Here is a 13,519-nt window from a genome sequence, read left to right as displayed (position 1 = left end):
TCAGGTCAGACGCCCAGCTTGGTCCGGACGCCGCCGACCGCGGCGGCGGGGCGTGCCGTGGCCCGGACCGAGCGCCGCACCGTGCGGGCCTCGTGCCGCAAGCCCTTGACGGCGTGCCGGCCGCGCCACACCAGCGAGGGCGCGCCCCCGGTGTCGTCCGCGGCGATCAGCAGGCCGCCCAGCATCGACAGGTTCTTCAGGAAGTGGATGCGCTGCTGGGCCCGGTCGCCCGGGTCCTCCGCCTCCCAGAAGCGGTGACCGGCCAGCGTGGTGGGCACCAGGGTCGCGGCGATGGCCAGTGCGGACAGCCGGGGGAACCGGCCGAGTCCGAGCATGATGCCGCCCACCACCTGCACGGCCCCGTTGAGCCGCACGAGCTGTTCGGTGCTGTCCGGCAGCGCGGCCACGCGTTCGGTCACGGGCCGGACGACGGGCTCGGCGGCCGGCGCCACGTCCTGGGGACGGCGCAGCGAGTGCAGGCCGCCCGCGACGAACATCGAGGCGAGCATCGGCCGGCCGGCCATGCGCAGAAGACTCATGACGCTCTCTCCATGGTTGACGGGATCGACTGGGGTGTGTCTACCGGGATCATCAGGTGCCCCGGACGGGCGGCGCCATTCGGCGGCGGGCCGGTACCGGGCGCCGGATGGCGCCGCCCGGTACGGGTTTCCCGCAGGTCACAGACTGGTGAGGAGCTGCGGGGACAAGTTCTTGATCATGGTGTTGGTCCAGCGCATTTGGCGCAGCGTCTGCGGATGGCAGTCGGAGGCGAGCTCCAGGAGACCGCTGTCCCTCGACGCCTGGGCGACCTGGGCGAGCATCACCCAGTGCAGTGAGTTCTCCGCGGCGGCGAGGTGCAGTTCCCGCAGGTCGCGCAGGAGCAGCAGGCCGGGCTCGGGCCGGTGTGCCACGGCCTGCGCCGCCTTCTCGCGCAGGGTGGCGAACACGCCGTCCGGTGCGTCGTCCGGCGGGCCGGCGAGGTCGAGGCCGTGGTGTCCGGCGGTCTCGGCCAGCCGCCGGACGTGCTCGCGCGACCAGCGGGCGAGGTCGGTCGCGACGTGGTGTACCTCGTGCTCGGCGCGGTGCCGCTCGGCGGCGGTCGTCAGGTCGTGCGCCAGTCGCCGTTCGCCCCGGTGCAGGGTGCGCAGGGTCAGGGTGATGCCGTTCACTGGGCGCCCTCCTCGCGCTCGTGCGGGAACCGGGCCGGTGCCTGCGTCGTGTGCGCCGCCGGTCCGCCGGTCGTGGCGGGCACCGTGCCGGGCACGACCGGTGCCGACGCGGTGGTGGTCGGGGCCGGCGCCGGGCGGCCGTCGCCGCGTTCGACCAGGGTGAGCGCGGCGACGGACGTCTTGAACAGCGGTTGCTTGGAGACCGGGTCCCAGTCGGTGACGGTCGTCTCGTTGGCGGCCCGGCCGGGAGTGTCCGGGCCGGGCCCGGACCCGCCCTCGGTGTCCCAGTAGCCGTAGTGGAACGGCACGAACAACAGCCCCGGCCGGATGCCGGTCACCCGCAGCCGCCCCCGCAGCGAGCCGCGCGGGTTGGTGACCTCGACCAGGTCTCCCTCGCCGAGGCCGAGCCGGTCCGCGTCCCGGGCGGAGATCTCCACCCACACGTCGGGGGCGGCGTCGGCGAGCTGCGGGGCCCGGCCGGTCTTCGTCCGGGTGTGGAAGTGGTAGATCGTCCGTCCCGTGGTGAGCTGGAACGGGTGCTCCTCGTCCGGTTCCTCGTGCGGCGGCAGATAGGCGGCGGCCTTCAGCACGGCCTTCCCGTCCGGGTTGAGGGAGCGGTACTCCACCACCTCGACGGACGCCCCGGTCTCCAGGTCCTTGCCGTAGCTCTCGCACACGTCCGGGTGGGCCCAGGAGATGCCGTCGGTGTAGAGCCGTGCGGTGCCCTCCGGGGCGTGCTCGTCACAGGGCCACTGGATGCCGCTGGTGCCGCGCAGCTTGGCGTAGGTGATGCCGGTGTAGTCGCAGGGGCGCCCCGCGCTGCACCGCTTCCACGCCTCGAACGCGGACTCCGGGTCCCGCCAGGTGACGAGCGGACCGCCGTCCTTGTCCCGGAAGTCCATGCGCCGCGCGTAGTCCAGGAGGATGTCCAGGTCGGGCCGTGCCTCGCCGGGCGGGTCGACGGCCTTCTCGGACAGGTGCACCGTGCGGTCGGCGTTGGTGAGCGCGCCGGTCTTCTCGCCCCAGGTCGCGGCCGGCAGCACCACGTCGGCAAGCTGGGCGGTCTCCGTCAGGAACAGGTCCTGCACCACCGTGAACAGCCGTTCCTGCGACAGGACGGAGCGGATGCGGGCGAGTTCGGGCAGCGAGACGGCCGGATTGGTGCCGCTGATCCACAGCATGCGGATCGAGCCCTGCTCGGCGTACCGGAACATCTGCATCGCGTGCGTGGGCGGACCGTAGTGCGCGATCGTCTCCGGTTCCACGTTCCACACCCTCGCCAGGTCGGCGACGTGGTCGTCGTTCTGCCAGTTGCGGAAGGCCGGCAGGTCGCCGTTGGCGCCGCACTCGCGGGTGTTCTGGGCGGTGGGCTGGCCGTTCATCTGGAGCAGGCCGGCGCCCGGGCGGCCCAGCATGCCGCGGATCAGGTGCAGGTTGTTGATCTGTACCGCCGCGGCCGTGGCCTGGTGGGACTGGTAGACGCCCTGGAGGACGGTGGACACCAACGCGTCGGTGGTGCCGACGAGTTCGGCGGCCTCCTCGATCCGGGCGGCCGGGACGTCGCAGATGTCCGCGGCCCACCGGGGAGTGCAGTGCGCGACCCGGCCGGCCAGTTCCTCGAAACCGACGGTGTGCGCGGCGATGAAGTCGCGGTCGATCCTGTCGTGCCGGACGGTCTCGTGCAGCAACGCGTTGAGCAGCGCGACATTGGTCCCGCCGCGGGGCGCGAGGTGCACGGTGGCATGCTCGGCGACCCGGGTCGGCCGCGGGTCCACGCACAGCAGGCGCGGCGGATCGGCACCCTCCAGGCGGTCCAGCAGCCGCATCCACTGCACGGGCTGGGTCTCGGCGATGTTGTGTCCGTACAGGGCGACCACATCGGCGTGGTCGAAGTCGTCGTAGCTGCCGGGCTGTCCGTCGCAGCCGAACGTCTCCTTCAGCGCCTCCGCGGCCGTCGAGGTGCACAGCCGGGTGTTGCCGTCCAGGTGGGCGGTGCCGATGCCGGCCCGGGCGATGACGGCGAGCGTGTAGTACTCCTCCAGGAAGAGCTGACCGCTGGTGTAGAAGCCGATCGAGCCCGGACCCCGCTGCTCGAGCAGCTCGCGCGAGTGCGCGGCCACCAGGTCCAGCGCGGTGTCCCAGTCCGTCTCCACCAGGCGCCCGTCCCGCCGGACCAGCGGCCGGGTCAGCCGGTCCGGGGAGGCGTTCGCCTGCCACCCGAACAGGTCCTTGGGGCCCAGCCTGCCCCGGTTGACCCGGTCCGTGGCGCGGCCCCGCACGCCCACCATCCGGCCGTCGGCCACCGCCACGTCCATGGCGTCGCCGTCGGAGTGCAGGATCGACGCGGACTGGACCCACCGCTGCACCGCCCCCGGGTCCTGCCCCTCCGCGAGGAACGTGTCCACCCGGGCCGGCCACGTCTCGTGCCGTCCGTAGGGCGTCCTGCCGCCCCAGGGGTGCGCGATGCGGTCCGCGGACTCCTCCATGCACTCTCCTCCATCCAGGTTCCGCCGCACTGGCGGGTGGCGGGTACCCGTTCGCGCCCGCCCGACGCCCAGGGCTTGTGGGAGCGCTCCCAAACCGGCAGGATGCTGCGGTGACCTCGACTGCCGCCGTACGCCCCTACCGCCCTGCCGACGCACCGGCCCTCGACGACATCTGCATCCGCACCGCCCACAACGGCCGTGACAGCCGGCCCGTCTACGCCGACCCCGGCATCCTGCCCGTGATCTTCGCGGCGCCCTACGTCCATCTGGACCCGGACCTGGCCTTCGTGCTGGACGACGGGCAGGGCCGGGCCGTGGGTTACATCCTCGGCACCGCGGACACCCCGCGCTTCGCCGAGGAGTTCCGTGCGAAGTGGCTGCCGCGGGTCGCCGGCCGCTACCCGGCGCCGGACGGGCCGCCCCGTACTCCGGACGAGTTCATGGCCACGCTGCTGCACGACCCCGAGCGCATGATCGTGCCCGAACTGACCGCTCATCCCGCCCATCTGCACATCGACCTGCTGCCCGAGTGGCAGGGCCGCGGACACGGGCGGGAGCTCATGCGCACGTTGTGGCGGGCGCTGCGCGAGCGCGGGGTGCCCGCCGTCCACCTGGTCATGGCGACGGCCAACGTCCCCGCCCGCGCCTTCTACGACCGCATGGGCTTCCACGAGATCCGGGCGGCCGCCCTGGACCCCGCGGACGTCACCTGTCTGGGCCGTACGACCGAGGACCTCGCCGGCCGCCCCTGAGCCGCGGGGCGGTCAGGCCGGCCCCAGCTGGTAGACGTTGAAGGCCCGGCGGATCACCGGCTGCGCCACGTTGCGCACCCGCACGCCGCCCGCGGTCATGCCGTGCTCCGAGCCCAGGTGCGCGTGCCCGTGGACCGCGAGATCCGCGCCGGCCGTGTCGATGGCCTCGGCCAGCAGGTAGCTGCCGAGGAACGGGTGGATCTCCAGCGGCTCACCGGCGAGCGTGTCGGCCACGGGGGAGAAGTGGGTGAGGGCGACGCGCACCGCGCAGTCCTTCCCGCCCAGCTCCTCGAGCGCGGCGTGCAGGCTGTCCGCCGAGCGGCGCGTGGTGCGGACGAACTCCTTCATGACCGGCTCGCCGAACTCCCCGGCGCTGCGTCCCACGAAGCCGCCGCCGAACCCCTTGGTCCCGGCGATCCCGACGCGTGTTCCGGCACACTCCACGACCGTCGCCTCGCCCTCCAGGACCGTCACGCCGGCGTCCTGGAGGAGTGCGGTGACCTTTTCGGGCTGCTCGTCGTGGTGGTCGTGGTTGCCGAGCACGGCCACCACCGGAACCGGCAGGCCGCGCACCTCCTGGGCCACCACCCGGGCCTCCTCCGGCGTGCCGTGCCGGGTGAGGTCCCCGGCGAGCAGCAGCAGGTCCGCGCACTCGGGCAGGGTCTCGAAGGCGGGCCGCAGCAGTCCCTGGCTGTCGAGGCCCATGTGGATGTCTCCGACGGCGGCGACGCGGATCATCACAGTTCCTCCGCACGGTCGGGGCGGGAGGTGTCGGCCACCACCATGTCGCTGTGCACGGTGAGGCCCGCCAGCTCCTCGCGCACGAGCCGCAGCACGGTCTCGCGGCACTGCGCGGAGGGCACCGTGCCGGTGACCGCGACGGACCCGGACCGGATCTCGGCCCGCACCCCGAGCTCACCGAGCTCCTCCGCGGCGAGCCGCTCGTGCAGGTGGGCGACGCGGTACTCGACGTTCTCGGCGGCGGGTACGGGACCGCTCGCGGCGGGTCCCTGGTGTGCGACGGGGTCGCTCATCGGTGCTCCTCCTTCGCGGGGGAGGCCGGGGAGATGATCTCCAGCCGTTCGAGGATGAAGAAGAACGCGGCCGGCATCGGGTCGTCGCCGCAGTCGCGGCGCAGCTCGTCCCAGTCGATCTTCTCCCGCAGGGTGCGGGCGATGGGCAGCACCGCCCCGAAGTCGCAGTGGTGCTCCGAGAAGGCGGCCAGCAGACCGTGCAGCAGGTCGGTCGGCGACAGGACCGGCATGAGCACCGAGTCGACCGACAGCTCCTCGGCCCGGTCCAGCAGCCCCGCGGTGACCGGCTGGTGCGCCAGTTCGAAGATGAGATCGACCTGCTGTCCCAGGCAGTTGGCCTTCAGCAGCCAGTCCTCGGGCGGCGTGTAGACGTCGAGACCCGCTCCGCGCAGCGTGCGGGCGACGGCTTCCGCGTCGTCGGGCCGGATGCAGAAGTCGACGTCGTGCTGGAGGTTCTGGGTGCCTCCGTGCGCGTACACGGCGACACTGCCCGCGAGGGCGAACGGATGCCCCTCCTTCTTCAGGATCGCGCCCACCTGCTTGGCCGCCTGAAGGATGGCCTGGTTGCGGTCGACCGGGAGTTCCTCGTGGAGTCTTCCGTCCCGGCCGCCCGGCTTGGGTTCCCCCGCCGCCGGGTGGAGCTCGGACACGCCGGCGCGCCGGTCGAGGGCGTGATCGTCGGCGGGCTGCGTCATCGTTGTCCCCTTCTTCCGATTGCGCGGACCGGGCCGGTCGTCGCCCCGTTTCGGGTACCCGGCGCGGCATCGCCGACACGGGACCGCAACCGCTCGCCATCAGGGGGGACCTCCGGCCGATTCCGGGCACCCGGACGGCATGGACGACAGGGACGAGCGACAGCAGGGCCGGGCGGACCGCCGCAACGTCGAGCGGCTGGTGGCGGCGTGGCTGGAGGAGACGGAGCGGCACGATCCCGCCGCGGCCCGGGAGGCCCGCGCCGGCTGGGAGCGCGGTGCCCTGCCGGAGCGGGCCGCGCAGGACCTGGCCACCTGGGTCACCGCGAGGATCACGGACACCGGCTTCACCGAGGACGAGGGCCCGTACACGGAAGGCCCCGTGCGCATCAGCCCGTCGGACAAGGACACCGTGCACCACTGGCTGCGGGCCCACGGTCACGCGCTCTGACCCGCCCGGCGGGACGGGGGCCCCGAGGCGTCAGTCGGCCCGGGGCCGCCACTCGAACATCAGCAGGGTCGCGTCGTCCCGCAGCCGGCCCTCCTGCGTGTCCAGGATCGAGTGGATCAGGCGGCGCATCGACTCCGGGGCCGGCTCCCCGCCCGCCGTGGCCCGGATGACGTAGTCGGCGAACCGCTCGAGACCGAGCAGCTTCGCCTCCCGGGTGCGGGCCTCTCTGACGTCGGCACCTCGTCTCCCCTCGTCGAGTGACTGCCGGGTCGGGCGCCCTGCGCAGCAGTCCGGCACCGCGCACCGGGGCGCGCGCGCCGGGCGGATCGTCCGCGGGACGCTTCGGCCGCCGCGGACCGGGCACGCGGTCCGTCGGACGGTACCGAGCGCCGAGGAGTGGTCCCCATGACCGAGTACGAGCGTTCCCGCACCATGCCCGCATCGCCCGAGCGGGTCTTCGACCGGGCCGCGGACGTCGGCCGGCTGGACGCGTGGCTCCCGCGGGAGCTGCACGTGGAGATGGAGGAACCGCCGGCCGTCACCGTGCACGAGGACGGCAGCGACCGCGACACCTCCGCGTTGCTGAGCGCCCGGCCCGAGCAGATGCGGCTCGAGTGGGGCACCCGTGACCAGGGCAGCTACGCCGGCTGGCTGCAGGTCGCGGGCCTCGACGCCGGGGCCAGTGAGGTCACCGTGCACCTGTCGTTCTTCGACGACAGCCACGACCCGGGCGGCCGGGCGGTGACCGACGCCCTCGACACCAGCCTGCGGCGCCTGGAGGAACAGGTACGGCCGCGCACCGGCGACGCGGCAGACTGACCGGCCCCGCCGCCGCACCCCGCCTCCGACTGGTACGCCGGTCCCGTCACCGCCGGGCAGCCGGACCCGCTTCCCATGTGTGTGGGCGAGGCGCCGCCGTCCATCGCCTCCCACCGCCGGTACTGGACCGAGTACGACACCGGCGCCCTCCAGGTCACCGTGGTCGAGCGCAGCACGAAGCGGGCCAAGGAGTTCGCGGCCCTGCTCCGCAAGGACCTCGCCCCGGCTGCGCGCGCACGGTGCAGGAGCGGTATCCCGACATCTACGCCACCCAGAAGTACTACGGGCGGCTGAACGTGGAGGACGGCGCCCACGTCTACGGCGTCCACACGGTCTCCGCGTGGGGCGCCTCCGACATCGGCCTGTTCTCGGTCGGCCGGGACGGCACCACCGTGACCGTCGTGCAGTGGGGGCAGATGGGCACCTTCGCGCACGCGCAGGTGGCCGACTTCGAAGCCACCACCGTCACGGCCGTGGACAAGCTGTACTGACACGAACTCCCGTCAACTGAGAGGGTGTTGGACGTCTCCGTGGGCCGGGGAACCGGCCGGCCGGGCATCTGCCCGCGCTACCTCACGACGGGTGCCCCGCCACCCGGCCGGAACGTGGCCCGCTGACCGTGCCGGCAGTGCACTACACGGTCGGCGAGTCCCCTGCGGTCGGCCTCGGCGAGGAAGGCGTCGAGCGGCGAGCGGAAGACCGTGTAGTCGTCGTAGTGCACTGGCAGGATGTGCCGGGGGTTCAGGCGCCGCGCGAGCTCCGCGCCCTGGCGTCCGTCCATGGTCACCACGAAGCCGCCCGGCAGCGTGGTGCCGCCCAGGTGCAGCACCGCCAGGTCCACGTCGGGGAAGCGGCGGGCGATCTCGTCCAGCCCGTCGAAGAGCAGTGTGTCCCCGGACACGTAGAGCCGGTGCTGCGGCGGCCCGTCGGCCGGCCCGAACTCCAGCAGGCTGCCCATCACCGGGGGCAGCAGGCGCCGGAGCGCGGGGTGGCCGGCGTGGCGGCCCGGCAGCGCCGTGACGCGTACCAGCGCGTCCCCGTGCCGTACGGTCTCCTCCTGCCAGGTGCGCAGTCCCACGGCCCGGTGGAAACCGTGCACGCCCTGCAGCCGGCGGGAGGCATGCGGCGTGGTGACGATCGGCAGGGAACGGGACAGGCACCGTCGGGTCACCCGGTCCCAGTGGTCGCCATGCAGATGGGACAGCAGCACGGCGTCCAGTTCCGGCAGATCCCGGGGGTCGAGGGCGGGCTCGGTCAGGCGCCGGCTCGTGAGGCCGTGACCGAGGTAGGCGCGCTGCCCGCGGTGGAGGAAGTTCGGATCGGTCAGCAGGCTCAGCCCCCGGTACCGGAGCAGCACGGTGGCGGTGCCGATGAAGTGGATCCGCAGGGAGTCGTCGGGGGACGGGGACATCCGCGTGCTCCTGTCCGGGAGTGCTCGCCGGACCCGGTCCGGCCGGGTCCTCGTGGAAGCGGGGGAGTACCCACCGGGCACGCGTTCACCCGGGCGTCTCCCCGCGCCGCGTCCCGGCCCGACCGCGTAGCCCCCTGAGGTGCCGTCACCCACCGGGGCCGTCGGCTGCGTCGACGGCACGTCACGCGCCCACCCGTGCAGGGCCGGTTGGCTGATCGTTTCTATCCGTCCGGGTGCTCGTGGCGTCCGCCGGGGCGAATCGGCCGTCACCCGAATGGCCCCCGCGCGCTAGGGGTGACGGCCGATCCGGTGTCTCCTGGAGTATGTCAGCGGCGTCCAGGCTGGGAGGCCGGTCATGTACGAAATGTGCGTGGGCCCGGAAAAGACGGGCGGAGCATTGGTGTGGCACGTGATGGCCAAGCAGGCCGCGGCCACCTTGTGCGGACAGAAGCTCCGCGAGCGTATCGAGGCAGCCGACGGTGAGAGAGCACGTCACTGCCCCGACTGCATGGCTTCGTTCGAGAGGCTCATGACAGCAACGCCGTGCTGACGGACCGTCCGCCACGTCGACCGCCCCGCCGCATCCCGCGGCGGGGCGGTCGGCGTACCGCACCGGGGGGTTCCCGGAACCACTCGGATGGTGCAGTGTCACATCGTTCGGCCGGGGAAGGCGCGGGCCGTGCCGGACGCGGTCCTCCCGCGTCCGGCACGGCCGGGATGCTCCCGCGACCGGCCGTAGGGCGTCCGGCGCCACCGTCGGGGCGGGCGGCCGTGATGGGTGTCGGCCACCGCGGGTTATGGGTGCCGTCCCCGATGGCCGCACCCGGGCGCCGCGTGTGACCGTGGAACAGCGCCGCGCCCCGGGGGCCTCCGGGGGCCGGGGACATCACGGGGGAGCCCGGCCCCGCCGCCCGTTCGCGATGGTGCCGCGCGGCCCGGTCCGGGCCCGTCGGCACACCCGGGCGTCGGCAACGCCCGGCGATGGCCGGGTGGCCGGGGCGGACCGGAGCGGGGGACCGGAGAAACCGCCTCGGGGCCGGACGCCCGTACCCCGTCGTCTCGTCCACGAATCCGCGGGTCCGGGAGCGGCGCCGCCTCACGCCGGCGGCCGACGGCGTTCGAGCGCAGGACAGCCGACCGCGTCACACACGAAGGAGAACGCGCATTCCATACCATCGACTGAAGCCCTTCCGACCCTTCACGCGGCCCGAGGCGGTGTCCCGTGGGACACGCTGACACCCTGCTCGCCATGGGTGGTGCCTTCCTGGCCGCCGCGTTCCTCGCCCGCCTCGGCGGCAGGATCGGACTTCCGACGATTCCCCTGTTCATGCTGGCCGGCATTCTGCTCGGCCCCCACACGCCGGGCTTCGTCCTGGTCGAGGACGCGCACGACTTCGAGATGCTCTCCGCGCTCGGACTGGTGCTGCTGCTCTTCTACCTGGGACTGGAGTTCCACCTCGACGACCTCAAGAGCGGCGGCAGACGGCTGCTGACCGCGGGCGGCGTCTATCTGTTGCTCAACGTCGGCGCCGGCCTCGGCTTCGGCTTCGCGCTGGGCTGGGGGGTGCGGGAAGCGCTGGTGCTCGCGGGCGTACTCGGCATCTCCTCGTCCGCGATCGTCACCAAGATCCTCATCGACCTGGGCCGCATCGGCCGTCCCGAGACCCGGCTCATCCTCGGCGTCATCGTGGTGGAGGACATCTTCCTCGCGCTGTACCTGGCCGCTCTCCAGCCGATCATCGCGGGCGCCCACGGGGTCGCGGACATGGCGCTGCAGGCCGGCAAGGCATTCGGGTTCCTGCTGGTGCTGGCCGCCGCGGCCCGCTGGGGCACCCGGCTCGTGGGACGCCTGATCGAGACCCGTGACAACGAGCTGCTCGTCATCAGCTTCCTCGGCGCCGCCGTTCTCGTCGCCGGCGTCTCCGAACTCCTCGGCGTCGCCGACGCCATCGGCGCCTTCATGGTCGGCCTGATCCTCGCCGGGACCCCGTCGGGGCCACGGATCCGGGAACTGGTGCATCCGCTGCGCGACGCCTTCGCGGCGATCTTCTTCTTCGCCTTCGGACTGGCCATCGACCCCGGCGACCTCGCCTCCGTCGCCGGTCCGGTCGCCGCGGCGGCCGGGCTGACCATCGTCATGAACGTCGTCGCCGGGCTGTGCGTCGCCCGCGTGTACCGCTACGGCTCGGAGCCGGCGGCGGAGATCGCCACCACCCTGGTGGCGCGTGGCGAGTTCGCGCTGATCCTGGCCGCCATGGCCGCCGGCGCGGGACTCGACGCCCGGCTCGCCCCCTTCATCGCCGGTTACGTCCTCGTCCTCGCCGTCCTCGGCCCCGTCGTCGCGGGAAGGGCGTACGTGCTCGCCGCCGCACTGCGGGCCGGACGACGGCTGCTGCCGGGCGCCGGCGCCCCGGAGCGGCCGGCGCGCGACCGGCCGGGCGAGGACACGGCGGACGACGACGTCGCGTCGGTGCCGGCCCACGCGGACGCCGAACGGTAGGACCCGGGCGACTCACGGCCGCCCCGGGCGGCGGCAGGATCCCGGCACCGTCCGGAGCCGCCGCCCGGGGCGACCGAGACGAGGCCGCGGGAACGTGAACGGCACGGCCCGCCTCCCCGCCGGGCGGCGTCCCTGACGGCTCGTCGCCCACAGGCGGCCGGCGCCGCACATCGCACGACCGCAGCGGTTCCTGCCCTTCGCCCGGTTCTCCGGCACAGGCCGCGCCGCGCTCCGGTCCGCCCCCGTGCTCCGACGGAAGCCGGAGCACCCCCCCGGCCCGGGGGAAGCCCCTTCCGCCAGTGGGACAATCTGCTCGCAGGGGCGGCACCGTGGTCGTGGCCGTCCGGGAGCGGAAGGAGCCGTGAGCATGATCGAGTGGGTGCCTCTGGGCAGCGGTGCCAGACCGGTTCCCCGGCCCGTCGCGGCTCCGCTGGTGTGGGCGGGAGCCTTCGCCGGCGCGCTCGTCCTGGTGGCGCTCCTCAACGGCACCGTGGGATCCGGCCGTCCGGGACTCGCGCTGGTCGTCCTCTCCCTCCTCGCGGCACTGCTCGGGCTCTGCGCCCGCTTCACCGCCGCCCCGGGGACGGCCCTGTTGTGCTGGCTGTCCCTCAACGGCTTCGCCATCCCGCCCGCCGGCACCCTCACCTGGGCCGGGCGGCGGGACGCGGTCTGGCTGGCGTGCCTGCTCGGGGCGGCCCTGGTCGGCACGGCCCTGGCCCGGCTGGTCCACGCCCGTGCGGCCTACCGCCGGCTCACGACGGCACGCGGTCCCGGGACGACGGCGCCGGGCGACATGTGACACGACGGCACGTGACGCGGCGGCAGGTGCCGGACCCGGGTGCGGGAAGGGGCTCACCGGGTGCCCGGCGAGCCCCTTCGTGTGCCGGTGGATCCGCTAGGCCGTGTGCAGGGTCAGCCCGTAGCGGTTCAGGATCTCGTTGACCGGCTGGAACCAGGTCTCCCCGCCGCCGGAGCAGTTGCCCCAGCCGCCGGAGGTGACGCCCTGGGCCTGGTCGCCGCTGATGAAGGAGCCGCCCGAGTCGCCGGGCTCGGCGCAGACGCTGGTCTTCGTCATCTGGTGCACGGCGCCCTGGCTGTAGTTGACCGTCTCGTTCTTGGCCAGCACGGTGCCGCAGTGCCAGTGGGTGGTGGAGCCGGAGCGGCACACCGACGCGCCCACCGGCGCCTCGGCCGAGCCGCGCACCAGCTGGTCGGGCACGGTGCCCCAGCCGAGGACGACCGGGACCGTCCACCAGCCGCTGCCCACACTCACCCAGGCGTAGTCGTTGTCCGGGAACGAGGAGCCCCGGAACGTGCCGACGTACGACCGGTCCCAGCCGCTGACGCCGGCGCCGGCCCCGCCGCAGTGCCCGGCGGTGACGAAGCCGCCGTACACCGAGAAGCCGATGGAGCAGCGGACGTTGCCCGTGTAGTACGGGTCGCCGCCGACCGTGCCGGCCGCGAAGGTGCGCGGGGCGGACGCAACCGTGCGCACGGTCACCGGACCCGCCGCTCGGGCCCGGGCCACGAAGCTCCGGACATCGTTGTCGGAGCGTTCGCCGCCGACGACGTCGACGACCACGGTGTTGGCCTCCGGGTCGACGTGCCAGCCGCTGACGCCGGCCGGCGCCCTCATGCGGTCGACGCGCTGCTTGGCGGCGTCGAGCTGCCGTGCGCTGTGCGTGACGGTGCGGACGCCGGCGCCCGTGGAGCGGACCGCCCGGACCGTGGCGGGGGAGGCGTCCGAGGTGACGGCCACGGTCAGCCGCCCCTGGCCGGCGTCGAACCACGAGCCGCCGAAGGCGTCCCCGGCGGCCCGGCGGGCGGCGGGGGCGAGCTCGGTGGCGTGGCGCTCGGCCGCGAGCCGGTCCTCGGCCTGGGACGGGGTGAGGCCGAGATCCCGCTGCATGGCCCGGAGGAGACCGGCGGAGGCGGTGGGGGAGTCCGCGGACGAGCCGGTCGCCGCCGCGGGCAGCGTGCCCGCGGCGGTCCAGCTGCCGAGGACGAGGAGGGTGGCCAGACCGGCGTTCCTGAGTCTGCTGCGTCTCATGGGGGTGCCCTTCGTCGTTCCAGCGAGGTGGGGGTGGAACAACCGCGGTCTGAGAGCGCTCTCATCGGGGTCGTATCGAGCTTAGCCAGGCTCGGTTATCAGGTCCATGCCAATGCAGTGACTTTTCCGGAGTGCCCCGTCCGCCCTGGTTGGCC

General features: G+C 73.7%; 14 protein-coding genes and 1 pseudogene. 6 read left to right on the top strand and 9 right to left on the bottom strand.

Annotation, left to right across the window (positions count from 1 at the left end; all coding sequences use genetic code 11):
- Positions 1 to 5 precede the first annotated feature (5 nt).
- The 3 genes from AC0VYN_RS19710 to AC0VYN_RS19700 form a co-directional block, all read right to left on the bottom strand.
- Complete coding sequence (locus tag AC0VYN_RS19710; RefSeq protein ID WP_475532002.1) at positions 6 to 539, bottom strand: DoxX family protein; 534 nt, start codon at positions 537 to 539, stop codon at positions 6 to 8.
- Between the two features lie 138 nt (positions 540 to 677).
- The gene (locus AC0VYN_RS19705) at positions 678 to 1,169 is read right to left on the bottom strand and encodes a hypothetical protein (RefSeq protein ID WP_475532001.1); all 492 of its coding nucleotides are present in this window, start codon (positions 1,167 to 1,169) and stop codon (positions 678 to 680) included.
- Entirely contained in the window at positions 1,166 to 3,655 is a 2,490-nt protein-coding gene (locus tag AC0VYN_RS19700) for a molybdopterin oxidoreductase family protein (protein ID WP_475532000.1), read from the bottom strand. Before AC0VYN_RS19700 ends, AC0VYN_RS19705 begins: the two co-directional genes overlap by 4 nt.
- A 110-nt stretch (positions 3,656 to 3,765) precedes the next feature.
- On the opposite strand from AC0VYN_RS19700, the gene AC0VYN_RS19695 reads away from it, so the two are divergent.
- Positions 3,766 to 4,407: a GNAT family N-acetyltransferase gene (locus AC0VYN_RS19695; protein WP_475531999.1), complete on the top strand. Its 642-nt coding sequence runs from the start codon at positions 3,766 to 3,768 to the stop codon at positions 4,405 to 4,407.
- A gap of 12 nt (positions 4,408 to 4,419) precedes the next feature.
- Here AC0VYN_RS19695 and AC0VYN_RS19690 read toward each other — a convergent pair whose 3' ends face one another.
- From AC0VYN_RS19690 to AC0VYN_RS19680, 3 genes are read right to left on the bottom strand one after another with little or no spacing between them, the layout of a single operon-like run.
- A complete protein-coding gene (locus AC0VYN_RS19690; protein WP_475531998.1) occupies positions 4,420 to 5,145 on the bottom strand; it encodes a metallophosphoesterase family protein in 726 nt (241 codons plus the stop codon).
- Complete coding sequence (locus AC0VYN_RS19685; protein ID WP_475531997.1) at positions 5,145 to 5,441, bottom strand: BON domain-containing protein; 297 nt, start codon at positions 5,439 to 5,441, stop codon at positions 5,145 to 5,147. Before AC0VYN_RS19685 ends, AC0VYN_RS19690 begins: the two co-directional genes overlap by 1 nt.
- Positions 5,438 to 6,136, bottom strand: a complete 699-nt coding sequence (locus AC0VYN_RS19680; RefSeq protein ID WP_475531996.1) for a nucleotidyltransferase family protein — start codon at positions 6,134 to 6,136, stop codon at positions 5,438 to 5,440. Before AC0VYN_RS19680 ends, AC0VYN_RS19685 begins: the two co-directional genes overlap by 4 nt.
- A gap of 139 nt (positions 6,137 to 6,275) precedes the next feature.
- Between AC0VYN_RS19680 and AC0VYN_RS19675 the strand changes: the two genes are divergently transcribed.
- Positions 6,276 to 6,584, top strand: a complete 309-nt coding sequence (locus AC0VYN_RS19675) for a hypothetical protein (protein ID WP_475531995.1) — start codon at positions 6,276 to 6,278, stop codon at positions 6,582 to 6,584.
- Positions 6,585 to 6,614: 30 nt separating this feature from the next.
- Here the strand turns inward: AC0VYN_RS19675 and AC0VYN_RS19670 are convergent, their stop codons facing one another.
- On the bottom strand, positions 6,615 to 6,881 hold the full coding sequence (locus AC0VYN_RS19670; RefSeq protein WP_475531994.1) for a SpoIIE family protein phosphatase: 267 nt from the start codon (positions 6,879 to 6,881) through the stop codon (positions 6,615 to 6,617).
- Positions 6,882 to 6,989: 108 nt separating this feature from the next.
- On the opposite strand from AC0VYN_RS19670, the gene AC0VYN_RS19665 reads away from it, so the two are divergent.
- Together AC0VYN_RS19665 and AC0VYN_RS19660 are read left to right on the top strand one after the other, a co-directional pair.
- Positions 6,990 to 7,403 carry an SRPBCC family protein gene (locus tag AC0VYN_RS19665; RefSeq protein ID WP_475531993.1) on the top strand — a complete coding sequence of 138 codons (414 nt, stop codon included), beginning with the start codon at positions 6,990 to 6,992 and terminating at the stop codon, positions 7,401 to 7,403.
- Positions 7,404 to 7,412: 9 nt separating this feature from the next.
- Positions 7,413 to 7,894, top strand: a pseudogene (locus tag AC0VYN_RS19660) (hypothetical protein); the annotation flags it as partial.
- Positions 7,895 to 7,971: 77 nt separating this feature from the next.
- Here AC0VYN_RS19660 and AC0VYN_RS19655 read toward each other — a convergent pair.
- Positions 7,972 to 8,814 (bottom strand): MBL fold metallo-hydrolase, encoded by an 843-nt coding sequence (locus AC0VYN_RS19655; RefSeq protein ID WP_475531992.1) that lies wholly within the window; start codon positions 8,812 to 8,814, stop codon positions 7,972 to 7,974.
- 1,222 nt (positions 8,815 to 10,036) lie between these two features.
- Between AC0VYN_RS19655 and AC0VYN_RS19650 the strand changes: the two genes are divergently transcribed.
- A complete protein-coding gene (locus AC0VYN_RS19650) occupies positions 10,037 to 11,314 on the top strand; it encodes a cation:proton antiporter (protein WP_475531991.1) in 1,278 nt (425 codons plus the stop codon).
- Between the two features lie 367 nt (positions 11,315 to 11,681).
- On the top strand, positions 11,682 to 12,113 hold the full coding sequence (locus tag AC0VYN_RS19645) for a hypothetical protein (RefSeq protein ID WP_386926098.1): 432 nt from the start codon (positions 11,682 to 11,684) through the stop codon (positions 12,111 to 12,113).
- Between the two features lie 96 nt (positions 12,114 to 12,209).
- Here AC0VYN_RS19645 and AC0VYN_RS19640 read toward each other — a convergent pair whose 3' ends face one another.
- Positions 12,210 to 13,364: a S1 family peptidase gene (locus AC0VYN_RS19640; RefSeq protein ID WP_475531990.1), complete on the bottom strand. Its 1,155-nt coding sequence runs from the start codon at positions 13,362 to 13,364 to the stop codon at positions 12,210 to 12,212.
- Positions 13,365 to 13,519: the final 155 nt, after the last annotated feature.

It is taken from the genome of Streptomyces sp. 63XJN7_1_ISO-PGPR-S23-121, from assembly GCF_056173025.1.
Note: the sequence above shows the minus strand (reverse complement) of the source record. Positions and strands in the feature narration are given on the sequence as shown.